The sequence below is a fragment of the Pseudomonas sp. ACN5 genome (genome assembly GCF_002303975.1).
GTDB lineage: Bacteria > Pseudomonadota > Gammaproteobacteria > Pseudomonadales > Pseudomonadaceae > Aquipseudomonas > Aquipseudomonas laurylsulfatiphila.
Genome location: NZ_MRCP01000003.1, coordinates 1 through 26,576, shown reverse-complemented (window position 1 = coordinate 26,576; position 26,576 = coordinate 1). Strand labels below are relative to the sequence as shown.

General features: G+C 61.5%; 23 protein-coding genes. 3 read left to right on the top strand and 20 right to left on the bottom strand.

From position 1 onward, the window contains the following. Positions 1 to 86: 86 nt before the first annotated feature. From BSF40_RS06240 to BSF40_RS06200, 9 genes are all read right to left on the bottom strand, one after another. Entirely contained in the window at positions 87 to 1,535 is a 1,449-nt protein-coding gene (locus tag BSF40_RS06240; protein ID WP_095964461.1) for an efflux transporter outer membrane subunit, read from the bottom strand. After that, positions 1,532 to 2,419 (bottom strand): HlyD family secretion protein, encoded by an 888-nt coding sequence (locus tag BSF40_RS06235; RefSeq protein ID WP_095964460.1) that lies wholly within the window; start codon positions 2,417 to 2,419, stop codon positions 1,532 to 1,534. Before BSF40_RS06235 ends, BSF40_RS06240 begins: the two co-directional genes overlap by 4 nt. Then, complete coding sequence (locus BSF40_RS06230) at positions 2,416 to 2,625, bottom strand: DUF1656 domain-containing protein (protein WP_007975639.1); 210 nt, start codon at positions 2,623 to 2,625, stop codon at positions 2,416 to 2,418. Before BSF40_RS06230 ends, BSF40_RS06235 begins: the two co-directional genes overlap by 4 nt. After that, positions 2,622 to 4,694, bottom strand: coding sequence for an FUSC family protein (locus BSF40_RS06225; RefSeq protein WP_095964459.1), 2,073 nt, complete (start codon positions 4,692 to 4,694; stop codon positions 2,622 to 2,624). Before BSF40_RS06225 ends, BSF40_RS06230 begins: the two co-directional genes overlap by 4 nt. Further along, positions 4,691 to 5,119 (bottom strand): MarR family winged helix-turn-helix transcriptional regulator, encoded by a 429-nt coding sequence (locus tag BSF40_RS06220; protein WP_172435674.1) that lies wholly within the window; start codon positions 5,117 to 5,119, stop codon positions 4,691 to 4,693. Before BSF40_RS06220 ends, BSF40_RS06225 begins: the two co-directional genes overlap by 4 nt. 132 nt (positions 5,120 to 5,251) lie before the next feature. Further along, positions 5,252 to 5,533, bottom strand: coding sequence for a type II toxin-antitoxin system RelE/ParE family toxin (locus BSF40_RS06215; protein WP_095964457.1), 282 nt, complete (start codon positions 5,531 to 5,533; stop codon positions 5,252 to 5,254). Beyond that, the gene (locus tag BSF40_RS06210) at positions 5,523 to 5,768 is read right to left on the bottom strand and encodes a type II toxin-antitoxin system prevent-host-death family antitoxin (protein WP_007975643.1); all 246 of its coding nucleotides are present in this window, start codon (positions 5,766 to 5,768) and stop codon (positions 5,523 to 5,525) included. Before BSF40_RS06210 ends, BSF40_RS06215 begins: the two co-directional genes overlap by 11 nt. 82 nt (positions 5,769 to 5,850) lie before the next feature. Further along, positions 5,851 to 6,096, bottom strand: coding sequence for a DUF2789 domain-containing protein (locus BSF40_RS06205; protein WP_046040688.1), 246 nt, complete (start codon positions 6,094 to 6,096; stop codon positions 5,851 to 5,853). Positions 6,097 to 6,237: 141 nt separating this feature from the next. Continuing rightward, entirely contained in the window at positions 6,238 to 6,699 is a 462-nt protein-coding gene (locus tag BSF40_RS06200) for an aminoacyl-tRNA deacylase (RefSeq protein ID WP_007975646.1), read from the bottom strand. A 199-nt stretch (positions 6,700 to 6,898) separates the two neighbouring features. Between BSF40_RS06200 and BSF40_RS06195 the strand changes: the two genes are divergently transcribed. Both BSF40_RS06195 and BSF40_RS06190 read left to right on the top strand, forming a co-directional pair. Then, positions 6,899 to 7,432, top strand: coding sequence for an NfeD family protein (locus tag BSF40_RS06195; RefSeq protein WP_095964456.1), 534 nt, complete (start codon positions 6,899 to 6,901; stop codon positions 7,430 to 7,432). Between the two features lie 2 nt (positions 7,433 to 7,434). After that, positions 7,435 to 8,193, top strand: a complete 759-nt coding sequence (locus tag BSF40_RS06190) for a slipin family protein (protein WP_095964455.1) — start codon at positions 7,435 to 7,437, stop codon at positions 8,191 to 8,193. A 134-nt stretch (positions 8,194 to 8,327) separates the two neighbouring features. Here BSF40_RS06190 and BSF40_RS06185 read toward each other — a convergent pair whose 3' ends face one another. From BSF40_RS06185 to BSF40_RS06130, 11 genes are all read right to left on the bottom strand, one after another. Then, on the bottom strand, positions 8,328 to 9,875 hold the full coding sequence (locus BSF40_RS06185) for an efflux transporter outer membrane subunit (protein ID WP_095964454.1): 1,548 nt from the start codon (positions 9,873 to 9,875) through the stop codon (positions 8,328 to 8,330). Continuing rightward, positions 9,872 to 10,936 carry an HlyD family secretion protein gene (locus tag BSF40_RS06180; RefSeq protein ID WP_095964453.1) on the bottom strand — a complete coding sequence of 355 codons (1,065 nt, stop codon included), beginning with the start codon at positions 10,934 to 10,936 and terminating at the stop codon, positions 9,872 to 9,874. The genes BSF40_RS06185 and BSF40_RS06180 overlap by 4 nt, the downstream gene beginning before the upstream one ends. A gap of 26 nt (positions 10,937 to 10,962) precedes the next feature. After that, on the bottom strand, positions 10,963 to 12,495 hold the full coding sequence (locus BSF40_RS06175; RefSeq protein WP_095964452.1) for an MFS transporter: 1,533 nt from the start codon (positions 12,493 to 12,495) through the stop codon (positions 10,963 to 10,965). A 231-nt stretch (positions 12,496 to 12,726) separates the two neighbouring features. Continuing rightward, positions 12,727 to 13,647: a LysR family transcriptional regulator gene (locus tag BSF40_RS06165; protein ID WP_095964451.1), complete on the bottom strand. Its 921-nt coding sequence runs from the start codon at positions 13,645 to 13,647 to the stop codon at positions 12,727 to 12,729. 108 nt (positions 13,648 to 13,755) lie between these two features. Then, on the bottom strand, positions 13,756 to 14,622 hold the full coding sequence (locus BSF40_RS06160; RefSeq protein ID WP_095964450.1) for an ABC transporter permease: 867 nt from the start codon (positions 14,620 to 14,622) through the stop codon (positions 13,756 to 13,758). 21 nt (positions 14,623 to 14,643) lie between these two features. Then, entirely contained in the window at positions 14,644 to 15,504 is an 861-nt protein-coding gene (locus BSF40_RS06155) for an ABC transporter ATP-binding protein (RefSeq protein ID WP_095964449.1), read from the bottom strand. Between the two features lie 5 nt (positions 15,505 to 15,509). Then, positions 15,510 to 16,535, bottom strand: a complete 1,026-nt coding sequence (locus tag BSF40_RS06150) for an ABC transporter substrate-binding protein (protein WP_015092949.1) — start codon at positions 16,533 to 16,535, stop codon at positions 15,510 to 15,512. An 18-nt stretch (positions 16,536 to 16,553) separates the two neighbouring features. Then, complete coding sequence (locus tag BSF40_RS06145) at positions 16,554 to 17,441, bottom strand: TauD/TfdA family dioxygenase (RefSeq protein ID WP_095964448.1); 888 nt, start codon at positions 17,439 to 17,441, stop codon at positions 16,554 to 16,556. Between the two features lie 370 nt (positions 17,442 to 17,811). Continuing rightward, complete coding sequence (locus tag BSF40_RS06140) at positions 17,812 to 19,176, bottom strand: HlyD family type I secretion periplasmic adaptor subunit (RefSeq protein WP_095964447.1); 1,365 nt, start codon at positions 19,174 to 19,176, stop codon at positions 17,812 to 17,814. Continuing rightward, positions 19,166 to 21,322: a type I secretion system permease/ATPase gene (locus BSF40_RS06135; protein ID WP_095964446.1), complete on the bottom strand. Its 2,157-nt coding sequence runs from the start codon at positions 21,320 to 21,322 to the stop codon at positions 19,166 to 19,168. Before BSF40_RS06135 ends, BSF40_RS06140 begins: the two co-directional genes overlap by 11 nt. Before the next feature lie 42 nt (positions 21,323 to 21,364). Next, positions 21,365 to 22,714 carry a TolC family outer membrane protein gene (locus BSF40_RS06130; RefSeq protein WP_095964445.1) on the bottom strand — a complete coding sequence of 450 codons (1,350 nt, stop codon included), beginning with the start codon at positions 22,712 to 22,714 and terminating at the stop codon, positions 21,365 to 21,367. 357 nt (positions 22,715 to 23,071) lie between these two features. Here BSF40_RS06130 and BSF40_RS06125 point away from each other — a divergent pair. Continuing rightward, on the top strand, positions 23,072 to 26,576 hold a 3,505-nt coding region (locus tag BSF40_RS06125; RefSeq protein ID WP_141249709.1), incomplete at its 3' end, for a retention module-containing protein.

Here is a 26,576-nt window from a genome sequence, read left to right as displayed (position 1 = left end):
TTCCCCCTGACCTGCGCGAGCCTTGTGCGAAGAAAGGGCGCTTTGCACGAGGCGCCTTTCCAACACTTCAAAGCATAGCAACGGCCTCAGGGTTTGCCGGAGTTCGACGCTTGCGTTCGTCCGCTTTCCCAGCCGCCGCCCAACGCCAGGAACAAATCGATCTGGCTGGCGGCTACCCGGGTGTTGGCAGCGGCCAATTGCGCCGTGACATCCGTGTAGGTGCGGGTCGCTTGCAGGTCAGCCAGGAACGATTCGCGGCCGGCCTGGAAGAAGCGATGGGTCTGTTCGGCCGCCAGTTTTGCCGATTGCTCGGCATCGGCCAGGGCGTCGCGGCGTTGCAGCAAGGCCGTGTATTGGGCAAGGCTGGTCTGGGTTTCACGAATCGCGTTGAGCACCACCCCATCGAAATGCGCCAGCGTTGCCTGGGTCACCGCTTCGGCTTCGCGGATGCGCGCCCGGGCGCCGTTGGTCGGCACCTTCCAGGTCAGCGACGGGCCGAAGCCCCAGCGGTTGGTCGACGGGTCGCCGAGATCGTCGAGGATACCGACGGTACCGATGGTCGCGCCGATGCTGATATTCGGGTACAGCTCACCCGTGGCGACCCCGATACCGGCCGTCGCGGCCGCCAGCCGCCGCTCGGCCTGCCGCACATCGGGGCGACGCTTGAGTAGCGCGGCGCCATCGCCCACCGGGACCAATTGCGCGATTTTCGGCAGCTCGTCGCAGGTGGCGGTGCCGGCCGGCAGTTGGTCCACCGGTTTGGCCAGCAACATCGACAGGCGATACAGCCCGGCCTGACGTGAGGCCTCATAGCGCGGCATGTCGGCGCGCAGGGATTTGAATTGGGTTTGCGAGCGGGTGACCTGGGTTTCATCGCCACGCCCGGCATCGCGCAGGCGCTGGATCAGTGTGGTGCTTTGCGCTTGCAGGTCGAGGGAGTGCTGGGCGATTTCCCGCTCTTCATTGGCCGCGCACACCTGGGTGTAGGCCCGCACCACGTCGGCCACCACGGTGATGCGTGCCGTATCGGCGGCGGCCTGCGTCGCATCGGCATTGGCCTTGGCCGCTTCGATACCGCGTTGCAAGGTCCCGAACAGGTCGAACTGGTAGGACGCGCTGATGCCGATGTCGCCAATGTTGGCCACCGGCACTTTTTCCGGTAGCAGGAACGCCTGGCCGGACTCCTGCAAGCGCTGGGCGCCCATCTGCACGCCGCCGCTCCAGCCGCCCGCCGCTTCGGCCTCATCCACCTGAGCGCGAGACCGCGACAGGCTGGCTGCTGCCACGCGCAAATCGGTGTTTGTGGCCATGGCCTGCTGTACCAGCTGGTCGAGTCGCGGGTCCTTGTACAGGCGCCACCAATCGGCCGGCACCGGTGCGGACACCACCGTTTTGCCGTCGACCGCCAGATCGCCCTGGATATCCGGGCGATGAACAGCCGCCTCTTCGGGCAAGTGATAATCCGGCCCGACCATCTGGCACGCCGACAGCAGCAAACCTAAACCGGCGACCGCCAAACCCGAGGCCTTGCTCATTGCGCCGGCTCCCGTTGCTGATCGTCGATGATCGATACCGTGGCGGTGCGCCCGGCGATCATGCGGAAATCTTCCGGCACGTCATCGAAAGCGATGCGCACCGGAATCCGTTGGGCCAGGCGCACCCAACTGAAGGCCGGGTTGACGTTGGGCAGCAGGTTGTTGCCGCTGGTGCGGTCGCGGTCTTCGATACCGGCAACGATGCTTTCTACGTGCCCGCGCAAGCGCGCATTGTCGCCGATCACCCGGATGTCGACGCTCTGGCCGATATGGATGCCGTTCAGTTTGGTTTCTTCGAAATAGCCGTCGATGTGGAACGAATTGCTGTCGACCACCGACAACACCGGACGCCCGGCGCTGACGAACTCCTGGGTCCTTGGCGCACGGTCGTTGACGTAGCCGTCCACCGAGCTGCGGATCACCGAGCGGTCGAGGTTCAGCTGTGCGCTGTCCACCGCCACCTGGGCTTCCATCAAGGCCACTTGGGCGCGGGCCACTTTCGACTGGCTTTCTTCCAGTTGCTCAGCCGGCACCAGATTACCGAGACCTTTGTTTCGCTTGGCCTCGCGCTGGGCCTGGGCCAGGGTTTCTTCGCGGTCGGCGACAGCCGCTTTCGCTTGGCGCAGTGCCAGCTTGAAGCGGTCCGGATCGATGCTGAACAGCACCTGGCCGCGCTTGACCAACTGGTTGTCACGCACCTCCACTTGCTGAATCAGCCCGGATACATCCGGCGCGATTTGCACGATGTCGGCACGGATGTGCCCATCGCGGGTCCAGGGCGCGAACATGTAATACATCACCATGCGCCAGACCACGACCACGGCGAAGCTCACGATCAGCAGGGTCAACACCACGCGACCAAGGGTTAGAAAGGGTTTTTTCATGTCATCAGGTATCGACTGAGTGAGTCCACGGCGCCAAGCAGCAGGGCGTAGAGGGCCACGTTGAACAATGCCCGGTGCCAGACCAGACGGTAAAAGTGCAGGCGCGTCAGCACCCCGTGCACCAACAGATACAACACATAGGTAATGCCCATCAGCACCAGCAGCGTGGGCAGGAATACCCCGCTGACATCCAGGTCACCGATCATAAAGGCGCTCCATCAATGCCATGGGGAAGCGGTTCTTCGGGCTCGGCGGCGCCGACGAATTCGACGCCGGGCAGCAATGCCAGGCGCAGGCCGCTCAGGGCGTGCAGCAGATGCCGACGGGTTTCGTCATCGCCGGCACCACTGAGGGCGCGACGTGTGCGGTCGAGGGTCATCAGCAGCGGGCTCGGTGCCGGCAAGCGCTCACCGGCCTTGAGACAGGCCTTGAAGTACTCGCCAACCTCGGCCACCACCTGGCGCAGCAGCACCTGCGGCACACCGAGGACCCGCGGCGTATGGGCCAGCAGGTCCAGCAGATTCAGCGCCACCCGCACTTCCCGCAGCGCCACGCCGGAGTCCTGGCCGGTCATGGCCAGGCGCGGCAGGTGCTGCATCAGCCGATCGAGCATCTTTATGCCCAACAGCCGATGTTCGGACAACGTGGCCGGCTCGGAGAGGCCGACAATGTCACGCCAGCTGAAACGGGTCAGGCGCTTGGCTGCCAGCTCGGCCCCGAACGGCCGGGCGATCAGGGTCCAGATGAACGCGAACAGCAGCCCCATGGGACCGGCCAGATTGGAGTTGGCGAAACTGAGGAAGTCGGCGTCGTAGGCACCCTGAATACTGATGAAGGACGAGGTGTTGACCAGGGTCAGCAGCATGCCCAGGTAAAACTGCGGCTTGACCGTCAGGGTGCCGACACAAATGAACGGCACGGCAAACGCCAGCACCAGCATCGGAAAGTCATGCAGGTTGGGCAGCACCAGAAACAGATAAAGGCTGGCGAACACCACCGACATCGCCGTCCAGAAAAAGAACCGGTAAATCTGCGGCGCCGGGTCGTCCATCGAGGCGAAGAAGCTGCACGCCACCGCCGCGAGGATCACGGCGCTGCCGCCATCGGTCCAGCCGAGCAGAATCCACAACACCGAGGCCACGATAATCGCGGTGACGGTGGAAGCCGCGGAATACAACATCAGGCCGCGATCCAGAAACGGGGATAGCCGCCCCAGCCGCCAGTGCCGATACACCGCGCGCCAGCTGTCCTGGCTTTCGCACTGGATGGCGTATTGCAGGCTGCGGCAGTCCTGCCACAAATCGATCCACTCGCCGAGACGGTAGATGGCATTGGAGAACAGCAGCTGCTTGCGGTCATCCAGCTCTTCGGAGGCGGGTTGCAGGGCTTCCAGTTGATCCTTCAGTGCTTGCCAGCGGTCGAGGTCGGCATCCTTGTGCCCGAGCCATTCAGTGGTGGCCGTGAGCAACGGCGCGAACTTGTCCACAAGCTCGGGCGTACGCCGTTCCAGGGCATAAAGCGCGTCGTCGAGGGCATCGACTACCGGCAGCAGGTGAATCATCCGCCCACGCAACTCCTTGGTATTACGCACCGTCTGCGGACGCGAACCTTCGTGGGGCAACTGACCGATCATCAACTCCAGGGAATTGAACGTGGCGACCATCGATGCACGCAACGCGCTGACTTCTTCAGGCTGCACGTTACGACTGAGGAAGCGCAGGCTGTAGGTCGATGCATCGGTAAACCATTTACTCACCGAATCATTGAACACCGGCGCCAGGCGCCGCGGCCAGAACATGGCACCGACCACCGCCGCCACGGCGATGCCGAGAAAGATTTCTTCGGTCCGCGCCTCGGCCACGTCCCACACCCCCAGCGGGTTGTTCACCACCGGCAGGGCGATCAACGGCAAAGTGTAACCGGCGAGCATCAAGGCGTAGTTGTTCGCGGTGCGCAAATGCAGGGACAGAAACAGCAGCGTGCCGGTCCACAGTGCAATCACCACCACCAGCACGTAGGGGCTCTGCACGAACATCGGCACGAACAGAACCGCCGCCGCAGCGCCGATAAAGGTGCCGACTGCCCGGTACAACGCCTTGGAGCTGGTAGGGCCGAGAAACGGGCTGGAAACGATGTACACCGTGGCCATCGCCCAGTACGGACGCGGCATTTGCATGAGCAGGGCGATGTACAGCGCAATCATCGAGGCGGCGAAGGTGCGGACCCCATAGAACCAGTCTCGCGCCGGGGGCATGCCTGCAAAAAAACCGTTCAAGAGTTGGCCACCGATGGCGGCGTGGCCGCTTCAAAGGCTCTCAGTACCCGCAACGTAGCTTCCAGATCACTCGGGTCAATGCCTTCCAGGACTTCCTGGCGCAAACGTACCAACTCCACTTCGACCGCCTGCACCAGCTCCCGGCCGGCGTCGGTCAGGCTCAGGCATTTGGCGCGACGGTCCTGCGCGTCTTCGGTCCGGCAGACGTAACCGGAATGGCACAGTTGATCAAGCAGGCGCACCAGCGATGGACTCTCCATCCCTGCTGCTTGCGCCACCGTCACCTGGCGCACGCCCTCGCCCAAGCGCCCGATCATCAACAGCGGAACGGCGCAGGCTTCGGAGATGCCATAGTTGACCAGCGTGGTCTGGCAGATTTTGCGCCAATGCCTGGCGGCCACCACCATGGCGCTGCTGATGTTCATCTGGAGAACGTCGAGGTTGTTCGGCACGAGGGAAAATACACACTGTTAGTTTGCTAACTATCAATATTGCATTGGAGAGGATTTTCCGTCAAGTTTTGAAACAATTACGTAACAGCGACCTGCCGAGAGCCCTCAACGTTGCCTGGCGCGCTCATACACCTCACTGTGTTCGCGCTTTCCTACTGCAACGACAGAAACAACAATGCGCTCATCTATCACCTCGTAGACGAGTCGATATCCCGATGACCTCAGCTTGATCTTGTAGCAGTCAGGCATGCCATGCAGCGCGTCAGACTGGATTCGAGGCACCTCAAGCCGCTCTGACAGCTTCTTTTTGAATTGCTCACGTACTGTGTGCCCCAGCTTGTCCCATTCTTTGCGTGCAGACGGGAGAAATTCGAGCTTATAAGTCATCCAGCGTTACCGGGATCGGCGTTTCATGACGACGAGAACGCACGAGTTCCGCCAACTCCAAATCATCAAGGCGCTCCATCATGGCTTCGAACACATCGGCAGGAACCATGTAGCCCATGACGCGATTGTGATTGAGCACCGCGACAGGCCCTCCATGAGCGCCATTCAAAACGGCAGAGGGGTTTTTCTTTAGTTCAGACACGCTGACAGCCATATCGGCCAAAACATTCTGCATAATTAAGACCTCAAATAAGGTCTTAATTTTGGTCAATTAATTCGATCAGAGCAACCTCCGTGGACCGCCACCTATCCGTTATTTACACCCCCCGCCCCTTCCTCAACATCACATCCAGCTGATCCACCACCTCGGCCCAATCTGCGTCATCGAGTATCTCCTCACGCAGAAGCTCCGCCTGGCTCGGGCTCCAGAAAAATGCATCCGCAAGGTGCAGTTCCGGTTTGAGCGGTGAATGGGTGGCGATGAATTTATCGATGCTTTCGGCGTCGTCCGGCAGGCCGAGTTGTTTGAACAGCGAAGGGAGGTTGTGGGTTGGGTTTTCCATGTCGAACTCCTGGGGACCAATTCAGGGGGACCGCTGCGCGGTCATTCGCGGGCAAGCCCGCTCCCACAGGTTTTGTGTTTGATACCGAACCTTGTGGGAGCGGGCTTGCCCGCGAAGACGTCAGCATTGACGAAACAAAACTCAATGACTCAACTCCCGCACCTCCGCATGCGGCACCATTTTCAGGAACTCGGGCATGTCCATGCGCACCAGGTTGACGTGGTTGCCGGCCTCCAGATAGATGTCTTTCTGCCGGGTCAGCAGCGGGTCGATGACCACTTCCAATCCATAGGACTCACCCAGCGCCGGTACGGCACCGCGCTCGCAATCGTCGAACAGGTGCGCCAGGTTGCTTTCCCGGGAAACCTGCCACTCACCGCTGCTGCGGACCTTGCTCAGGTCAAGGTGACGGCTGGCGGGCAGCACGGCCATCAGGTAGTGCCCATGGTGATCGTCGAGGATCACCGATTTGGCCACCCGTTCGGCAGGAATACCGGCGACCCGCGCCGTTTCGAGGCTGCTGGCCGAATGGGGGTGGCTGACGATGTCATATTCGCATTGAGCCTTTTCCAGGCTTCGCTGCACGGTTCTTGCCATACGCATGATGCACCTCGGTGTCCGCCGTGATCGCTGGCAGACGATGGTTAAAGCGTTGCTTGCGTAGTAAAAGTCTAGGCCCGCCGGCGTGATCCGGTGGGAAATCCGCCCATCGGCCGACGACGACAATTGAGCAAAATTCATACAGGTTGAGGCTCAACTAAACTGTACTCAGAGCCACTCCACGACTCTCCCGGAGGGTCAAGTGAACACGCGTTGTTGTGCAGTTGCGTTGCTGTTGGCGTTGAGCGGATCGGCCTTCGCTGCCGACACGGTTGTGTTGCTGGTGCCCAATCCCGTGGGAATCTGGCTGATCACCTTCGGCATCGCATTCCTGATCGCCGAAGCGGCCCTGCCCAATTACGGCGTGATCGGCCTGGGCGGCATCGTGATGTTCGTGATCGGCGCGGTCATCCTGTCCAACACCGAAGTGCCCGTGCCGTTGATGATCGGCCTGGCGGTGGTCAGCGCGCTGCTACTGATCTACCTGGTGATTCACGCCCTGAAGACCCGACCGCGCCACATCGTCAGTGGTGATGCCGGGCTGCTCGGTAGCGTGACGGCAGTGACGTCATTGCAGGCCGGCAACGCCTATGGCGGCTGGATTCATTTGCAAGGAGAACAATGGCAAGTGCTCAGCGCGACGCCGCTGCAACCCGGACAACAGGTGCGGGTGGTGGGGCGCAAGGGCTTGCTGCTGCAAGTGGCCGCGGCTGACGCGGCGCCGGGCGGAGAATAGTCATGGGTTTGCAATTGGGTCTTGTCGCGCTACTGCTGTTGCTCATCGCACTGGCGGGGTCGACGTTCCGCATCCTGCGCGAGTACGAGCGCGGGGTGGTGTTCCAGCTCGGGCGCTTCTGGCAGGTCAAGGGTCCCGGCCTGATCCTGCTGATTCCGGTGGTCCAGCAAATGGTCAGGGTCGATTTGCGCACCGTGGTGCTGGACGTGCCGCCGCAAGACGTGATCACCCGCGACAACGTGTCGGTCAAGGTCAACGCGGTGCTGTATTTCCGCGTGCTCGATCCGCAGAAGGCCATCATCCAGGTCGAGGATTTCCTGGCCGCCACCAGCCAATTGGCGCAAACCACGTTGCGGGCGGTGCTGGGTAAACACGAACTGGACGAACTGCTGGCCGAGCGCGAACGGTTGAACCTGGACATCCAGCAAGTGCTCGACGCCCAGACCGACGCCTGGGGCATCAAGGTCGCCAACGTCGAGATCAAGCACGTGGACCTCAACGAATCGATGGTCCGTGCCATTGCCAGGCAGGCTGAAGCCGAGCGGGAACGGCGCGCCAAGGTGATCCACGCCGAAGGCGAATTGCAGGCCTCGGAAAAACTCATGCAGGCCGCCGAAATGCTGGGCCGCCAACCGGGGGCCATGCAACTGCGCTACATGCAGACCCTGAGTTCGATTGCCGGCGACAAGAGCTCGACCATCGTCTTTCCGTTGCCGATCGAGTTGCTCAAGGGCATGGCTGACTTGTCGTCGAAACCCTGAAGGCTGCAACCCTCTCTTTCATTGCCCGGTGTTGCCGGCCAGGTACAACCTGGCGGCAACACCGGCAACGGTGCAAACTCGTCCGGCACGTCGGCGGTGCCGATCAGCCAGATTCAACCCGAGTCCATGGACCGTCAGCGCTGCGCCGTCTCGGCTAACGGATACACCGACTCCCAACCCCCACCCAACGCCTTGTACAACCCGACGGCTGCCAGCGACACGCCGGTCGAACTCTCGACCCACTGCTCCTGCGTGGCCAGCAGCGCCCCTTGCACGGTGAGTACGGTGACGAAATCCACCACGCCCTCAACGTACTGCTGTTGCGCGGTGTCCAGCGCAATGCGGTTCTGACGCACGGCTTCGGCCTGGCTGTCGCGGCGTAATTGGCTGGCGTTGTAAGCGGTCAGTTGGTCATCGATTTCATGCCAGGCGCGCAACACGGTTTGCTGATAGGCAATGGCCGCTTCCTGTTGTTGTGCTTCGCGCAATTGGAGCACGCCCCGCAAACGGCCACCGTCGAACAACGGCAAGCTCAATTGCGGGCCGATCCCGAACGAACGCGAACCCCAGGAGCCAAAATCGCTCAGCTGCATGGCCTGGGAGCCGATGTTCCCCGACAGGATGATTCGCGGATAGAAATCCCCCTTGGCCACGCCAATGCTGGCCGTGGCGGCATGCAGTCGCGCTTCGGCCTGGCGAATGTCCGGTCGACGTTCAGCCAGTTGCGAGGGCAAGCCAATGGCGACCTGGCGCGGCGTTTGTGGCACCGGGGCGTCTGTGGATAACTGCGCCGCCAATGCCTGGGGTGCTTCGCCCATCAACAGGCTCAAGGCATTGATCAGTTGCCACTGGCGCTGCTCCAGCGCGGGCAGACGCGATTCGATGGCCGCCACCTGCGCGGCGGCTTCGGCGACATCCAGATCCGTCGCGACGCCGTCGGCCAGGCGCAGTTGCGAAAGCTTCAGGCTATGGCGGGCGACGTCGAGGTTCTGTTCGGTGACGAGCCGGGTGTTCTGCACACCGCGCAGTTGAATGTAGTCCTGGGCAGTTTCGGCCAGCACCGACAGCAACACACCACGCCGGTCGTTCTCGGCGACTTCCAAAGTGGCGTCGGCCGCTTCGGTTTCCCGACGCACGCGGCCCCAGAAGTCCAGCTCCCAGGAAGCGGAAAAGCCGGCATTCCACAGATTGAAAGCCGACTGGCCATTGTGTCCTGACGGGTCGTTCAAGCCTTCACCACTGTTGCGATTGCGCCCGTAACTGCCACTGGCGGCCGTGTTTGGGTAGCGGTTGGCAGTGATGACCTGGCGCACCGCACGACTTTGCTGCAAACGGCTGCCGGCCAGCTTCAGGTCGAGGTTGTCGGTCAGGGCGCGCTGGCTCAAGGCCGAGAGTTGCGGGTCATGGAACACTTCCCACCAGCGCTCGGCCATTGTTTCGGCGATGGCCTGGCTGGTAGCTGCATTTGATGGTTTTGCCCATTCGGTGATTTGTTTGGCTTCGGGCTTTTTGAAATCGGGTCCTACGGTACAGGCGCCGAGGCTCATGACGAGCAAGGCACTGAAGGTGAGTGGCTGCCACAGGCCTCTTCGCGGGCAAGCCCGCTCCCACAGTTGACCGCATTCCCCTGTGGGAGCGGGCTTGCTCGCGAAGGCGTCAGCGCGACCAACAAAAATCTTCATCGCTGAACAACCTCTTTCGCCTTGGCGGTGGCCGTATCAATACTCGCCTCCACCGACATCCCCACCCGCAAGCGCTCGGCCAGCGACTGCCCCGGCTCCAACACGATCTTCACCGGTATCCGTTGCACCACCTTGGTGAAGTTGCCAGTGGCATTGTCCGGTTTGATCGCGGCGAACGTCACCCCGGTGGCCGGTGCGATGCTGTCGACACGACCGTTGAGTGCCGCACCGCCCAGGCTGTCGACGCGCACTTGCACCGCCTGCCCCGGCTGCACATCCGTCAGTTGCGTTTCCTGGAAATTGGCCATCACATAAGCCTGCGCCAGCGGCACCACGGCAAGGATCTTGCTGCCCGGCGTCACGTAGGCGCCGACCCGCACTGCGCGCTCGCCGACCATACCGTCCTGTGGCGCCACGATTCGCGTATAGGACAACTCGTAGCTGGCCATTTCCAGCGTCGCTTGCGCCCGCTTCAGACCGCCTTCTGCCGCATCGCGCTGGGCCGTCAGGATCTCCACCTGCTTGCGCTCCGCCGCCAGTACCGCCGTGGCATTGGCCAGCCGCGCGGAGGCCTGGTCGATGCGCGTTTGCGCCTGTTGCGCATTTTGCACCGTGCCGGCGCCCACCCCGGCGAGGTGCTTGTAGCGGTTCAATTCATGCTCGGCAAAGGCCATTTCCGCCTTGGCCGAAACCACCGACGATTGCGCCTGGGCAATCACCGATGCCTGGCGCTCCAGGGTCGCCCGGGCGTTTTGCAGTTGCGCCCTGGCCACCAGCGTTTCAGCGTCGGCGGCCTGGGCGGCGGCGCGCAAATCCCGGTCATCGATCAGCGCCAGCAATTGCCCCGCCTTGACCTGCTGGTTGTCCTCGACCAGCACTTCCTTGATAAACCCGGCAACCCGCGGCACGACCAGGGTGAAATCCGCCGAGACGTAAGCATCGTTGGTGTTCTGCCGGGTACGCTTGCCGAACAGGCCGGGCATTGCCAGGTACAACGCCCCACCGACGACCAATGCGACGGCCACGGCCACCGCGACTTTCTGCTTTGCTTGGGTGTTCATAAAAACCTTCTGTTTCAGTGGAGCATTCAGGTCGGTGTGCGCGGCGGATAGATCCGCGTCGGCAGCCAGAAAATCAGCAGGATCAAGGTCACGGCGAGACCGGCCATGCACAGGTAAAGATCAGAGGACGTGAGCACCAGCGCTTGCTCATGCAAGCGATGAGCGAGACTTGCGCTGTCGCGCTCGACCAGCGGCGAGTTGCCGAGGCGATCGACCAGCATGGTCGAATGAAAATGCAGGCGGGCCGTGGTCAGCGCTTCGATCACCCCGGTGGCGATGACCGCCGACAGGCCTTTGACGGTGTTGAACCAGGCCGATGCGAACGGCCCTTGCATCGGGTTGATGCTACCGGTGGACAACATCAGCAGCGGCAACACCGCCATGGGCTGACCGAAAATCTGCAGCCATTGCAGCACATAGAAATCGTCGCGAATCCACGCGGACGTCAGTTGCGAGCCGCCAACGCACGACAACGCCAGCATGCCCAGGCCGATGCCCAACACCCAGCGGCAATCGACCCGGCGAAAGTTGCACAGCGTCGCCACCAACGGCAGTGCGATCAATTGCGGCAGCGCCGCCAGCAGCATGATCGGTGCGGTCTGCACCGGGCGATAACCCTGGACCTGCGCCAGGTAGCTGGACGGAATGATGATCACCGCCTGCAACACCACCAGCACGCCCGCCAGGGTCAACAGGGCAAAGGACAGGTTACGGATGCCGAGCATCTGCATCTTGAAAAACGGCATCGGCTGCGACCACTCGCCGCCCAAAAACAGCACCAGCAGCAACAACCCGCCACCGAGCAATCCGCAGATCAGGTTCGACTCGAACCAGTCCAGGCGATTGCCCTGCAAGATGCCGATCACCAGCATGCAGATGGCGGGAAAGCCCAGCAGCAATCCGCGCCAGTTGAAGGATTTGAAGCGCTCCAGGCGCAGCGGGTCCTGGGGCAAGCCATACGCTACCGCGACCATGGCAATCAGGCACGGCGCGATGATTTGCCAGAAAGTCCATTGCCAACCGACGTATTCGGTCCATAGCCCGGCCAATGGCGTACCCAGGCCCGGGCCGAACGTCGCCGTCAGGGCATAACCGGCCAGGCCATACAACTTCACGTTGGCGGGCAGAAACCGCAGGGCCACGGTCATCAACATGGGGGGCAGTGCGCCGCCCGCCAGGCCTTGCAAGGTGCGCAGCAACAGCAGGCTTTCGTAATTCGGGGCGAAGGGGCACAACACACCCAACAGGGTGAACAGGCTGATGGCGCACAGGGTGAAACGCCGCAACGAGAACGTCACCGCACACCAGGGCGCAAATGCCATGGCCGCCACCGACGTCGCGGTGTAACAGGCGACCAGCCAGGTGCCTTCGTCGTAGCCGATGGCCAATGCGCCGCGGATGTCGGCGAGCGCGACCTTGGTCACCATCTCGTTCAGGCCCGACACCAGCACCGCCAGCAGCACGCCCACCAGGCCGATGATGATCCGCGGGCCGAAGACCGGCGGTGCGGCCGCCGTGCTGGTCGCAGCGACAGGTGCCGTGACCGTAAGGGAAGTCATGTACTGCGAGCTCCGGCGTGGAAAGACCGAAGCATTCTAAAAAGCGTGATGCCTGACGAAAATCAACTTATCAGCAGCTTATAAGTGCGCCAGACGCAATGATAACCCCCCTGTAGGAGCGAGCTTGCTCGCGATGGTCGTTAACGATGCCGCGTGTTTACTGACTAAACGCGGCGCTCTTGAGTTCATCGCGAGCAAGCTCGCTCCTACAGGGGGAGGATGCGCTCGACCTCAGTCCGGCTGCGCAGCCAGCCACGTTTCATCGCAGCAGGTTTTCAGGGTTTCACGCAGCCAGCGGTGCGCCGGGTCCTTGTCGAAGCGCGGGTGCCAGGCCTGGGTCAGCATCAGGGTCGGCAACGGAATCGGCAGGTTGAACGAGCGCAGTTTCAACCCCAGCCGCCGCACACTCAGCAAGGCTTCCTTGGGCACCGGCAGGATCAGGTCGGAATCGGGCAAGGCAAACATCGCCGCATGAAAGCTTGGCGCGATCACCGCCACCCGCCGCTCCAGGCCGAGGGCATTGAGCGCGGTATCGATCGGCCCCCGGGCAATGCCACGCCGGGACATGCTGATATGGGAATAACCGGCATAGCGCTCAGCCGTGATCTCTTCGTCCAGCAGCGGATGATCCTCGCGCACCAGGCCGACGAAGTGGGTGGAAAACAGGTTCTGAACCTTCACTTCCGGGGTCAGCGGCCGTGTGTTGCTGACGCTCAGATCGATCCGCCCTTCGCGCAAGGCCTCATCATCGCCATCGCCTTCCGGGACGAAACGCAATTCGCAGTGCGGCGCTTGCCGGTCGAGGGTGGCGAACAACTTGCCGCCGTAAACACCGACAAAGAAGTCGTTGGCCCGAATACTGAACCGCCGCCGCAGCGAACTCAGCTCCACCGCATCGGCCGACCGAAACAGCAACCCGGCCTGCTCCACCACGCTGCGCACTTGCTCGCGCAATTCCAGCGCCTTGGGTGTGGGCACCAGGCCGCGGCCGGCGCGCACCAGGATCGGGTCGCCAATGGCCTCGCGGATGCGCGTCAACGTCCGGCTCATGGCCGCCGGGCTCAGGTTCATCCGCCGCGCCGCGCCCACCACACTGCCCTCGTCGAGCAAGGCGTCGAGGGCGACCAACAGGTTCATGTCCGGGAGTTGCATGCAGGGCACTCATGGCCGATCAGGATTCATCCATGTGCAATGCTAGCAGATCAAAAGATCGCAGCCTTCGGCAGCGCCTGCAGAGGAATGCGCTCTCTGGATTTGCGATCAGCGCTGCATCCCCCAGCGCTTGACCGTCACCCGCTCCAACGAATCAAACACCAGGTTCTCCACCAGCAACCCAATCAGAATCACCACCGCCAGGCCGGCAAACACCTTGTCGGTATACAGCTCATTGCGATTCTGAAAGATGTACCACCCCAACCCACCTTTGCCGCTGGTCGCGCCAAACACCAACTCGGCAGCAATCAACGTCCGCCAGGCAAAAGCCCAGCCGATTTTCAACCCGGCGAGGATCGACGGCAGTGCCGCCGGGATCAGGATGAACAGCACAAAACGCATGCCCTTTAGGCCATAGTTGCGCCCGGCCATGCGCAGCGTTTCCGAGACGCCGAGAAACCCGGCGTAGGTGTTCAGCGCCAAGGCCCAAAGCACCGAGTGCACCAGCACGAAAATCAGGCTGTTCTGCCCCAGGCCGAACCACAACAGCGCCAGCGGCAATAGAGCGATAGCGGGCAACGGGTTGAACATCGACGTCAGGGTACTGAGCAAGTCGCGACCGAATTGCGTCGACACCGCCAGCGTCGTCAGGCCAAACGCCAGGACGATGCCGATCAGATAACCCTTGAGCAACACCACCAAAGAGATCCACACCTTGCCCAGCAACTCGCCACTGAGCAAGCCGTCGTACAGCGCGTGAGCGGTCTGCAAGAAGCTCGGCAGCAGCAGGTCGTTGTTCTGAAACTGCGCAACGGCTTCCCAGAGCACGGCGAGCAACACCAGGATCAGGCTTTTACGCAACCAGCCCTGTTGCCACAGGCGTTGCCCAAGGGGTAGTTCACGCTCCAGCGGCACGCTGGTCAGTGGCTGCAAAACGGTTTCGAACGCTTCACGCGGGGATGATAAATGGCTCATCGGGCCCTCCTCTCAACGGGATCAATACGCGATGCGGATGTCAGCGAAATCCAGTTCGTACTCGACTTGCGGTGATTGACCTTCGTCGAACAACAGCCGGTGAATGCGGCGCGCCGATTCCTGAAATGCCACACCGCCCAGGCTGTGCAAATCGTATTGGTGGCTGTGCACTTCCGCCCGCACTCGCCCCGGATGCGGTGACAGCAACAGAATGCGGTTACCCACCACCAGCGCCTCTTCGATGGAGTGCGTGACGAACAGCAGCGTGAAGCGCACTTCCTCCCAGAGCAGCAACAGTTCCTCCTGCATCTTGCGTCGGGTCAACGCATCGAGGGCAGCGAAGGGTTCGTCCATCAGGAGGATTTTCGGCTGCATCGCCAGCGCCCGGGCGATGGCAACCCGAGCCTTCATGCCACCGGACAAGGTGTGCGGATAGGCATCGGCAAACGCCGCCAGACCGACCTTGTCCAGGTAGTGCAACGCCCGCGCTTCAGCCTCTTTGCGCTTGAGGGTTTTCGAGGCCAGCAGTGGAAACATCACGTTCTGTTTGACGGTTTTCCACGGTGGCAGTTGATCGAACTCCTGGAACACCACGATCCGGTCCGGCCCCGGCGCATCGACGCGCTGGCCTTGCAGACGGATCTCGCCTTCCACAGGCTGGATGAAGCCGGCAGCAGCCTTGAGCAATGTCGACTTGCCGCAACCGGACGGCCCGAGCAGGACAAAACGGTCCGCCGGATCGATCTCGAAGCTGACTTGATGGGTCGCCCGCACCACCCGCTGCGGCGTGCGGTACTCGAGGCTGACGTTATCGACCGACAGCAGCGCCTGGGCTGCCGCGATCGGTTTGCTGACCGTGTGGTCTTGCAAAGGGGCGTTCATTTCGGTCAGCTCCCTTGCAGCGGCTTGGCGTCCTGGAAGAAATAATCCTTCCACGAGTCCGGTTTGTTTTTGATCGCGCCGACACGGTAGAGGAACTCGGCCAACGGGTAAGTGTTTTTCGGCGTGACGCTGAACTCGAACTGCGGGTTGTCGATGATTTTCAGCAACGCGGCGCGGTCGATTTTGGCCTTGGTCACGCGGATGTAGGTGTCCGCCGCTGCACCTTTATCGTTCTGCGCAAACTGTGCGGCTTCGGTCAGCGCTTCGATGAAGGCTTTGTAGGTTTTCGGGTTCTCGTTGCGGAATTTCTCGGTGGCGAACAGCACGGTCGGCGAGTTCGGGCCGAGCAGGTCATAAGTGTTCAGCACCACGTGTACATTGGGATTTTCCAGCGCCTGATCCTGGAATGGCGGGTTGGAGAAATGCCCGGTCAACTCGGTGCCACCGGCTACCAGCGCCGCAGTCGCGTCGGGGTGCGGAACAGCGATGGTGTACTTGTCGAGGCGGTTGAATTCCTTGTCGCCCCACTGCCTGGCGGCCGCGTATTGCAGGAAGCGCGACTGTACCGACACGCCCACCGCCGGCACCGCGATGCGGTCCTTCTCGGTGAAGTCGGCGATGGTTTTGACCTTCGGATTATTGCTCACCAGGTAATACGGAAAGTTGCCGAGGGAAGCCACGGCCTTGACGTTCTGCTTGCCATGGGTGCGGTCCCAGATGGTCAGCAGCGGGCCGACACCGGCACCGGCAATGTCGATCGAGCCGGACAGCAACGCATCGTTGACGGCCGCGCCGCCCGAGAGCTGGGTCCAGTCGACCTTGATGTCGATACCTTCCTGCTTGCCGTACTTCTCGATCAGGTTCTGATCGCGCACCACGTTGAGCAGCAGGTAGACGATGCCGAACTGTTCGGCGATGCGGATTTCACCTTCGGCGTGGGCCACGGTCGGCGCCACCAGGCTGCCGGCGATCAGGCTGAAACCCAGGCCGATGGCGGCGGCCAGGGGTGCAAAGGGCAGACGTTTGGACATGATCAATTCTCCGGCAATTCAGAAAGGCGCGTCGCCCTGGATGGTGGTGCGATACAGCTTGCGGCGCAGATGGCTGGGGCAGCCGGCAGCAAGGTGGATCAGCGAACGGTTGTCCCAGAACACCAGGTCATGGGGCTGCCATTGATGGCGGTAGATGTTTTGCGGCAACACGCTGTGGGCGTAGAGCTCGGCCAACAGTTGCTGGCTCTCGTCCTCCGGCAGGCCAACGATGCGGGTGGTGAACCCCTCGCTGACGAACAAGGCCTTGCGGCCGTTTTCCGGGTGTGTCCGCGCGACCGGGTGGACGACTTCGGCGACCTGGGCCAGTTGCTCCGGGGTCAGGGTCGGGCGCCAGTTGCCTTCGAATTTGGTTTCGCTGTAACGCGCCGTGTAGGAGTGTGCGGCCGAGCGGCCTTCTACCGCTTTGCGCAGCGCCTCGGGCAGGTTGTCCCAGGCCTTGTGCATGTCGGCGAACAAGGTATCGCCGCCCTCCGCTGGCAGCTCCTGGGCATGCAGCATCGAACCCAGGCTCGGCAGTTGTTTGTAGGAGAGGTCGGAATGCCAGAACTTGCCGGCGTCGCCCAGGCCGATGTTCTGGCCGTTTTCAACGATGTTGGAAACGATGAGGATTTCCGGATGCCCTGCCAGCAGGAACTGTTTGAGCACGTGGATCTGCAATACGCCAAAACGGCGGCTGAAGTCGATGTGCTGTTGCGGGGTGATGCGTTGGTCGCGGAACACCACCACATGATGGTCCAGGTGCGCGCGGTGAATGCGGGCGAAGTCCTGATCATTGATCGGGCGGGACAAATCGAGGCCGAGGATTTCGGCGCCCACCGCTCCGCTGAACGGGCGGATTTCAAAGAGTTGTGGCGCGATGCTTGGCGAAGCTGAAGCTGCAGACATAAATCACTCCCACGCACGGCACGCTCAAAGGCGCGCGCGTCGATCAGAAACTCACGGAGGTCCCGTGTTGGTTCGTGTCGTGCGGCGCGCCGATTGGTCGGCAGGTACGCAGGAGATTGACTTTATAGGTATAAGAATTGAAATTTAAATACCGTTAATGAATAACGATATGGCGATTGAAAAGGGATGCGTGGATTGTGGAGTGACGTTTTTTGTCACTTACTGACAGGGTTGTGGTGCTTTGACTGACGCCATCGCGGGCAAGCCCGGCTCCCACAGGTTTTTGTGTCAAACACATGATCGTGTTTCAACAAAGAACCTTGTGGGAGCCGGGCTTGCCCGCGATGGGGCCAGTGAATCCACTAAAGATCTACCGCTCGTGCAGCGCCTCGGCCCGTGCGCGGATGATCGGCTTGAGCAGGTAGCTGAGGACGGTCTTCTTGCCGGTGATGATGTCCACGGAAGCGACCATCCCTGGAATGATCAACAAGGGTTTTTCGTCGGTGCCCAAGTGGCTGCGGTCGGTGCGCAGCTTGATGATGTAGTAGGTGGTTTTCTTGTCTTCGTCGGTAATGGTGTCGGCACCGATCTGTTCCAGCTTGGCCTTCATCCCACCGTAGATGGTGTAGTCATAGGCGGTAAATTTCACCGTCGCTTCCTGCCCCGGATGCAGGAACGCAATGTCCTGCGGGCGGATCTTCGCCTCGACCAGCAAGGTGTCGTCCAGCGGTACGATTTCCACCAGGTCGCTGCCTGGCTGGATAACCCCGCCAATGGTATTGACCAGCAGCTTGTTGACGATACCCCGCACCGGCGAGGTGACCAGCGTCCGGCTGACCCGGTCTTCCAGGGCCTTGCCGGTGGCTTGGGCCTTGTTCAGATCGGTGCGTGCTTCATTGAGTTGGGTCAGGGCATCACTACGGAACTTGCCGCGGGTTTCGTCAATTTTGCGCTGCACTTCCTTGATCGCCGACTCGGCTCGCGGAATTGCCAGGGTGGTGGCGTCGAGCTGGCCACGGGTCTCCGCTTCGGCACGCCTGAGGCGCAGGACTTCCACCGGCGATACCGCGCCCTGGGCCACCAATGGCTCGGACATGCTGATTTCCTGACGCTGGAAGCCCAATTGCTGGCGGTACTGCGCCTGCTTGGAAGTGAACTCGCGCAGCTCCTGCTGGCGCTGGATCAATTGCTCCTGCAAGCCGCCAATCTCGTCGTGCAACTGCTGGCGGCGGCTGATATAGAGCGACTCTTCGCTCTTGGCCTGACCCGGCACGGCCTTGAGTACATCCTCGGGGAAATTCAGCGGACGATCCTCGACCTCAGCACTCAGGCGCTCGACCCGCAGCACCATCGACAACCGATCGGCCTCGGTTTCGCCGACGTTCGAGGCAAATCGCGTATCATCCAGGCGAAGCAGCGGGGCACCGGCGTCGACGATCTGGCCTTCCTTGACGAACAGCTCGGAAATGATACCGCCCTCAAGGTTCTGGATTTTCTGGATCTTCGACGATGGAATCGCCTTGCCATCGCCCTTTGTCACTTCGTCGATGACCGCGAAGTTGGCCCAGAGCATCAGGAAGACGAAGAACGCGATGATCGCCCAGATCGTCAGCCGCACCACACGCGGCGCATCTTCGATCAACGCCTTGTTGACCTCCGGCAGCGGCTGGCCCTGGAGCGAAGAAGAGCCCTTGAAGTAGCGAAGGATCGAACCCTTACCCGACTTAAGCAACACTGATCTGCCCCTTCTTCAACGCTTCCATCACCGCGGCTTTCGGGCCGTCGGCGAGTATCTGCCCGCGGTCGATCACGATCAGCCGATCCACCAGCGACAACAGCGATGCCCGGTGCGTCACCAGCACCACGGTCTTGTTTTCGATCACGGCGGCCAGGCGCTGCTTGAGGCGCTCTTCACCGGTGTTATCCATGGCACTGGTCGGTTCGTCGAGCAGCAGGATCGGCGGATTGAGCAGTAGCGCACGGGCCAGGGCCACGTTCTGCCGCTGGCCGCCGGAGAGGTTCTGCCCGCGCTCGCCCACTTGCAGCTCATAACCCTGCGGATGCAGGCGCGCATATTCGTGGACACCGGCCAGCTCTGCCGCTTGCAGCACCAGTTCATCCTCGACATACCGCGCACCGGAGACCAGGTTGTCGCGCAAGGTGCCGGCGAGCAACTGAATGTCCTGGGGCACGTAGCCGATGTTGTAGCGCAGCTCGCTGACGTCGATCTGGCGGATATCCACACCATCGACCAACAGCGAGCCATCATCGGGCTGATAGAGCCCTACCAGCAGTTTGGCCAGCGAGCTCTTGCCCGAGCCGCTTCGGCCAATGATGCCGATTTTCTCACCGGGCTGAATCGACAGATTGATGTTCTTCAGCGCCAGGTTCTGCTGTTGGGGGTACGTGAAATTGAGCTGGCGGCACTCAATGGCGCCCTGCAATACCTTGCGGCTGAGCGGGCGCTCTTCGAAATTGCGCTCCTGGGGCAGTTCCATCATTTGATCGACGGACGTCATGGTCACCCGCGCCTGCTGATAGCGCGTCAGCAACCCGGAGAGCGACGCCAGCGGGCTGAGCGCACGACCACTGAGCATGTAGCAGGCAATCAGGCCGCCCATGCTCAGGTGACCGTCGATGATCTGGTACACACCGAAGACAATCATGATCACCCCGGCCAGTTGCTGGATCAGCAAGGTGATGTTCATCGCCAGGCCGGACAGCATCTTCACCCGCAATTCAAGGCGACTAAGGGTGCCGATGGTCTGTTCCCACTGATACTGGCGTTCGCTTTCGGCGTTGTTGACCTTTACCGCATCCAGCCCGGCCAGGGTTTCGATCAGGCTCGACTGACGCTCGGCCCCCAGCGCCATGGTCCGCTCCATGGTCGCTACCAGGGGTTTCTGCAACGCATAGCCGATGGCCAGGGCGATCGGGAATGCCAGCACCGGTATCCACACCAGATGGCCGCCGAGGATCGCGATAACCATGAAAATCAAAAGGGTGAACGGCAGGTCGATCAGGCTGGTGAGGGTCAGCGAGGCGAGGAAATCGCGCAGACTCTGAAACTCATGGATGTTCTGGGCAAAACTGCCGACCCGTGCCGGCCGGTATTTCATGGTCATGCCGACGATGCGCTCGAACAGCGTGGCCGAGATGATCAGGTCGGTTTTCTTGCCGGCCAGATCCAGGCACAGGCTGCGCAGGCTTTTGAGGATCAGGTCGAAGAGGTAGGCGCCAGAGATGCCGACGGCCAGCACCCATAGCGTCGCTTCGGCCTGGTTCGGCACGACACGGTCGTAGACGTTCATCACGAACAACGGCGCGGCCATGGCAATGATGTTGATCAGGAAACTGGCGGCAATGGCGTCGGCGTACAACCAGCGCGAACGCTTGAGGGTGTCGCGGAACCACGAGCGCGCACGGGGAATCAGCGTGCCGTGATTGACGTCGAATTTGTGCTGCGGCTGGGCAAAAAAGACTTTGCCGGTGTAGTCGTCGGCCAGCAGCTCGCGGCTGACCAGAGACTCACCGCCATCGCTTTCGCTAAGCAGCACCCGCGCCTGATCTTCGCCTTGCCAGCCAAGCAGGACGGCACTGCGACCGTCCTTGAGCAGCAACAATGCCGGCATGGCAATCGCCGGAATGTCCTCCAGCTTGCGCTGCAGCACCCGGCCTTGCAGCCCCGCGCGAGCCGCCGCGCGTGGCAGCAGCTCGACACTCAAACGCTGCTCGGGCAGTGGCAGGCCGGTGGTGAGCATGGCCGCGCTGGCCGGCTTTTGGTGCAGCATGCAAAGAGCGAGCAGACCATCCAGCAACGGATCGTCATGCAACGCGCGCGGATCATGAATGAGTTGAACCCGACTGACTTCTGATTCCACGCTCGGCACTCTTGGCTAACAATTGAACAATGAAGGTCCTGCTCAATTCATACCGGGCAATTGGACCTTGGGCTTCACGTCGTTCTGCACAACGGATGCCAATGGTGCGACCACTCCCTGGCTCTTGAGCAACTCGCCCATGGTCGCCTTGATTCGGTACTGAGTAAATAACTGAATGTTCTTGATCTCCGCCAGACGGCGAGAAGAGGAGAACAACTCGTTCTCGCTGTCGAGCAAATCGAGCAGAGTGCGCTCGCCGAGGCTGAACTGACGCTGGTAAGCGGTACGCACGGCGGTGCTGTGATCAACGTACTGCTGGGCGATCGGCACCTGGGCATTGGCGTTGTTCAGGGCGTTCCAGGCCAGGCCAAGTTCTTCATTCAACTGGCGCAGGGCGTTGTTGCGGATGTCCAGTGCCTGGTTCGACAGGTAGGACTTTGATTCCAGGTCGGCCTTGTTGCTGCCGCCGGCATACAGGTTGAAGCGCATGCGCAGCATGGCCTGCCATTCGTTGTTGTGGCCATTCTGACCATCGATATCGTTGTCTGCGGTGCGACCCAACTCAGCATCGAAGCGTGGGTAGAAGGTCGACTTGGCCGTGTCGTACTGCTTTTCGGCAGCGGCGATGTCGGATTCGGCCGAGCGCAGGATCGGGCTGTTTTCCAGCATCTGCGCGCGGGCTTCATTCAGGTTGGCCGGCATCAGCGCCAGGAAACTCGCCGGGCGCTCCAGTTGATCGGGCATCTGGCCGACAGCGGAGAGGTAGTTGGTCTCGGCATCAGCCAGGTTGGTCTGCTCGGTGATCAGGTTGTTGCGCGCCTGGGCCATCCGCGCCTCGGCCTGATCGAGGTCGGCGCCGCTACCGACGCCACGTTGGGTGCGCAACTGGATCTGGTCGTAAATGCGTTGGTGGCTCTTGAGGTTGTCCTCGGCCAGGCGCACGAATTCGCGCCGGGTCAGCACGTCGAGATAGACCTGGGCCACGGTCAGCCCGGTACGCTCGGAAGTACTCAGCAGCGAATAGGCACGGGAGTTGACGGTGGCTTGTTGACGCCCTACTTCGCTGGTCGTCGCAAAACCGTCAAAAACCATTTGGGTCAGTCGCAAGCTCGATTCACTGCGGTTCAGGGTTTCGAAGTGATTGTTGCTGCCGTCTCGCGTCGTCACACTATCGGTGCCTTCACGACCATAGCCGCCCAGCAGGTCGACCCGTGGCAAGTACCCGCCTTTCGCCGCCTTCAACTGATAATCAGCCGCCAACCGGCTGTTGACACCTGCCTGGACCTCCGGATGGACATCCAGCGCTTGTTGCATGGCTTCTGGTAAGGATTGCGCCTGGACGAAAGACGCGGCGATAGCGAAAGGTAGAGCCATGAACAAAGGCGAACGCATTGTAGGAATTTCCCAGGACTTCTTGTCTTGAATCACGACTGAAAAACGCGCCGTGTCGGAAGATGGCGAGCGGAATGACCGTATGTCGGAAAGCTCAAAAGCGGAACTGGATCACATACCGAGGACAGGGTCACAGCTCAAATATCAATGTGACATTACTGGGACGATTGTTTAGGATGGATCCAAGAAGGTCAATAGTTTGGCATAAGGTTAATAACGAAAAATTATAGCCAAAATATTGACGAATTGGTGCGTCAAATTTGTGCATCTATTTTGCAAAGAACGTCCAGACTGGTCGGCGCAGACGCCATCAGGTCTATGGAAGTCAACTGAACGTGACACCCCGGAGAGTCTTCAATGAGCAGTGTTGTTGCCATCGTCAAAAGCATTGTCGGTCAGGTTTTCGTGGTGTCCCCGGAGGGCATCCGCCGAGTTCTCGTTGAAGGCGACAAACTGTTTGCCGGCGACCAGGTCGATACTGGCCTTTCTGGTGCCGTGTCTCTGGAACTGGCCGATGGCCGTACGCTCGATCTGGGCCGTGACACCCAATGGAGCGCTGACGCGCCGGACTCCAGTGCTGACCTGGCAGCCGCCACTGCGCAAGCCGCGCCTTCGGTAGAAGAGCTGCAACAAGCCATTGCCGCCGGTGCCGACCCGACCAAAGACCTTGAAGCCGCCGCTGCCGGCCCGACTGCAGCAGGTTCTGGCGGTGCCGCCGGGGGCGGTCACAGCGTCGTGATGCTCGACGCCACGGCTGGCCGTGTCGACCCGACCATCGGTTTCCCAACCGCGGGTATCAACCCTGCCGGGCAAACGACCCTGGAAATCCCGGGTAGCCAGTCCACCAACGCCAACGTTAATGCCAACGTTAATGCCAACGCCAACGCCAATTCCCCGAGTGAATCAGTCCTCAGCCTCAGTGCCACGCCGACCATCACCGAGGCTGGTGGCGTGCTGGTGTACACCGCGACCCTGACCCAGGCACCACTGACCGACCTGATTGTCACGTTATCCAACGGCGCCGTGATCGTGATTCCCGCAGGCGCGACCACCGGCACAGTCAACGTGCCATTGGCTGCGAACGACACTGTCTATAACGACGCGACCCAAATCGATGTAACTGTCACCGGCACCAGCGGCGGCAGCGGCATTACTGTGACGCCGCCGACTACCCCGGCCGCGACCCAGGTCACCGATACCCTCGACACCACCACGGTCACCCTGACGGCCGGCAACACCGTCACCGAAGGCGGTCAGATTACCTACACCGCGACCCTGACCAATCCAGCACAGACGCCAGTAACCGTCACTCTGTCCAACGGTTCGACCATCACTATCGCCGCTGGCCAGACCAGCGGCACCGTGAACGTGCCGACCTCGGCCAATGACGTCTATAACAACGGCAGCACCGTCAGCACCACCATCACTGGCACCACGGGCGGCAATTTCGAGAACCTGGTGCCGAACACCGCGCCAGCCGTGACCACCATCACCGATTCCGTGGACAACACCGGGCTGACCCTGACGGCCACCGGCAACATCACCGAAGGCGGTCAGATTACCTACACCGCGACCCTGACCAACCCGGCACAGACGCCAGTAACCGTCACTCTGTCCAACGGTTCGACCATCACTATCGCCGCTGGCCAGACCAGCGGCACCGTGAACGTGCCGACCTCGGCCAATGACGTCTATAACAACGGCAGCACCGTCAGCACCACCATCACTGGCACCACGGGCGGCAATTTCGAGAACCTGGTGCCGAACACCGCGCCAGCCGTGACCACCATCACCGATTCCGTGGACAACACCGGGCTGACCCTGACGGCCACCGGCAACATCACCGAAGGCGGTCAGATTACCTACACCGCGACCCTGACCAACCCGGCCGGCACGCCGATGACCGTGACCTTGAGCAACGGCTCGGTCATTACCATCGACGCGGGCCAGACCACCGGCACCGTCGTGGTTGGGACCCCTGCCAATGACGTCCATGTCAACGGCAGCACCGTCAGCACCACCATCATTGGTACCACGGGCGGCAATTTCGAGAACCTGGTGCCGAGTAAAGAACCGGCAGTAACATCCATCACTGACTCGATTGACACTACCACCGTGACCCTGACCGCGACGCCGAGCGTGGACGAGAACGGCACCATCACCTACACCGCGACGCTGACCGATGCCCAGGGCAAACCGGTTACCGCGCAGAACGGTCCGGTGACCGTGACCCTCGACAGCGGCAAGGTGATCACCATCGCCGAAGGCCAGAGCTCCGGCAGTCTGCCAGTGACCGTGGGCAACGACGTCTACCAAGGCCCGACCACCGTTACAGAATCCATCAAGGACGCGGTGGGCGGCAACCTCGAAGCGATCAACCCGATCAAGACTCCGGTGGAAACCACGGTCAACGATGTCAGCGACACCACCACGGTGACCCTGACCGCGACGCCGAGCGTGGATGAAAACGGCACCATCACCTACACCGCGACCCTGACCGATGCCCTGGGCAAACCGGTTACCGCGCAGAACGGTCCGGTGACCGTGACCCTCGACAGCGGCAAGGTGATCACCATTGCCGAAGGCCAGAGCTCCGGCAGCCTGCCAGTGACCGTCGGCAACGACGTCTACACCGGTCCGACCACCGTTACTGAATCCATCAAGGACGCGGTGGGTGGCAACCTCGAAGCGATCAACCCGATCAAGGCCCCGGTGGAAACCACGGTCAACGACGTCAACGACACCACCACGGTGACCCTGACCGCGACCCCGAGCGTGAACGAAAACGGCACCATCACCTACACCGCGACGCTGACCGATGCCCAGGGCAAACCGGTCACCGCGCAAAACGGTCCGGTGACCGTGACCCTCGACAGCGGCAAGGTGATCACCATCGCCGAAGGCCAGAGCTCCGGCAGCCTGCCGGTCAGCGTCGGCAACGACGTCTACACCGGTCCGACCACCGTTACTGAATCCATCAAGGACGCGGTGGGCGGCAACCTCGAAGCGATCAACCCAATCAAGACCCCGGTGGAAACCACGGTCAACGATGTCAACGACACCACCACCGTAACCCTGACCGCGACCCCGAGCGTGGACGAGAACGGCACCATCACCTACACCGCGACGCTGACCGATGCCCAGGGCAAACCGGTTACCGCGCAAAACGGTCCGGTGACCGTGACCCTCGACAGCGGCAAGGTGATCACCATTGCCGAAGGCCAGAGCTCCGGCAGCCTGCCAGTGACCGTGGGCAACGACGTTTACACCGGTCCGACCACCGTGACCGAGTCGATTAAATCGGCCGACGGCGGCAACCTCGAGTCCATTGATCCGGTGAAAACGCCAGTGACCACCACGGTCAACGACGTCAACGACACCACCACCGTAACCCTGACCGCCACTCCAAGCGTGGACGAGAACGGCACCATCACCTACACCGCCACCCTGACCGATGCCCAGGGCAAACCGGTCACCGCGCAGAACGGTCCAGTCACCGTGACGTTGGACAGCGGCAAGGTGATCACCATCGCCGAAGGCCAGAGCTCCGGCAGCCTGCCGGTCAGCGTCGGCAACGACGTCTACACCGGTCCGACCACCGTGACCGAGTCGATTAAATCGGCCGATGGCGGCAACCTCGAAGCGATCAACCCAATCAAGACCCCGGTGGAAACCACGGTCAACGACGTCAACGACACCACCACGGTGACCCTGACCGCGACCCCGAGCGTGGACGAGAACGGCACCATCACCTACACCGCCACCTTGACCGACAAGAACGGTGCCCCGGTTACCGCGCAGAACGGTCCGGTGACCGTGACCCTCGACAGCGGCAAGGTCATCACCATCGCCGAAGGTCAGA

Excerpts from the sequence above, each read along its gene's own strand:
- BSF40_RS06130 (WP_095964445.1), bottom strand. The coding sequence starts at position 22,714 with ATGCGTTCGCCTTTGTTCATGGCTCTACCTTTCGCTATCGCCGCGTCT.
- BSF40_RS06145 (WP_095964448.1), bottom strand. The coding sequence starts at position 17,441 with ATGTCTGCAGCTTCAGCTTCGCCAAGCATCGCGCCACAACTCTTTGAA.
- BSF40_RS06240 (WP_095964461.1), bottom strand. The coding sequence starts at position 1,535 with ATGAGCAAGGCCTCGGGTTTGGCGGTCGCCGGTTTAGGTTTGCTGCTG.
- BSF40_RS06220 (WP_172435674.1), bottom strand. The coding sequence starts at position 5,119 with ATGAACATCAGCAGCGCCATGGTGGTGGCCGCCAGGCATTGGCGCAAA.
- BSF40_RS06160 (WP_095964450.1), bottom strand. The coding sequence starts at position 14,622 with ATGAGCCATTTATCATCCCCGCGTGAAGCGTTCGAAACCGTTTTGCAG.
- BSF40_RS06190 (WP_095964455.1), top strand. The coding sequence starts at position 7,435 with ATGGGTTTGCAATTGGGTCTTGTCGCGCTACTGCTGTTGCTCATCGCA.
- BSF40_RS06175 (WP_095964452.1), bottom strand. The coding sequence starts at position 12,495 with ATGACTTCCCTTACGGTCACGGCACCTGTCGCTGCGACCAGCACGGCG.
- BSF40_RS06210 (WP_007975643.1), bottom strand. The coding sequence starts at position 5,768 with ATGCAGAATGTTTTGGCCGATATGGCTGTCAGCGTGTCTGAACTAAAG.
- BSF40_RS06235 (WP_095964460.1), bottom strand. The coding sequence starts at position 2,419 with ATGAAAAAACCCTTTCTAACCCTTGGTCGCGTGGTGTTGACCCTGCTG.
- BSF40_RS06155 (WP_095964449.1), bottom strand. The coding sequence starts at position 15,504 with ATGAACGCCCCTTTGCAAGACCACACGGTCAGCAAACCGATCGCGGCA.
- BSF40_RS06215 (WP_095964457.1), bottom strand. The coding sequence starts at position 5,533 with ATGACTTATAAGCTCGAATTTCTCCCGTCTGCACGCAAAGAATGGGAC.
- BSF40_RS06180 (WP_095964453.1), bottom strand. The coding sequence starts at position 10,936 with ATGAACACCCAAGCAAAGCAGAAAGTCGCGGTGGCCGTGGCCGTCGCA.
- BSF40_RS06205 (WP_046040688.1), bottom strand. The coding sequence starts at position 6,096 with ATGGAAAACCCAACCCACAACCTCCCTTCGCTGTTCAAACAACTCGGC.
- BSF40_RS06230 (WP_007975639.1), bottom strand. The coding sequence starts at position 2,625 with ATGATCGGTGACCTGGATGTCAGCGGGGTATTCCTGCCCACGCTGCTG.
- BSF40_RS06200 (WP_007975646.1), bottom strand. The coding sequence starts at position 6,699 with ATGCGTATGGCAAGAACCGTGCAGCGAAGCCTGGAAAAGGCTCAATGC.
- BSF40_RS06165 (WP_095964451.1), bottom strand. The coding sequence starts at position 13,647 with ATGCAACTCCCGGACATGAACCTGTTGGTCGCCCTCGACGCCTTGCTC.
- BSF40_RS06150 (WP_015092949.1), bottom strand. The coding sequence starts at position 16,535 with ATGTCCAAACGTCTGCCCTTTGCACCCCTGGCCGCCGCCATCGGCCTG.
- BSF40_RS06185 (WP_095964454.1), bottom strand. The coding sequence starts at position 9,875 with ATGAAGATTTTTGTTGGTCGCGCTGACGCCTTCGCGAGCAAGCCCGCT.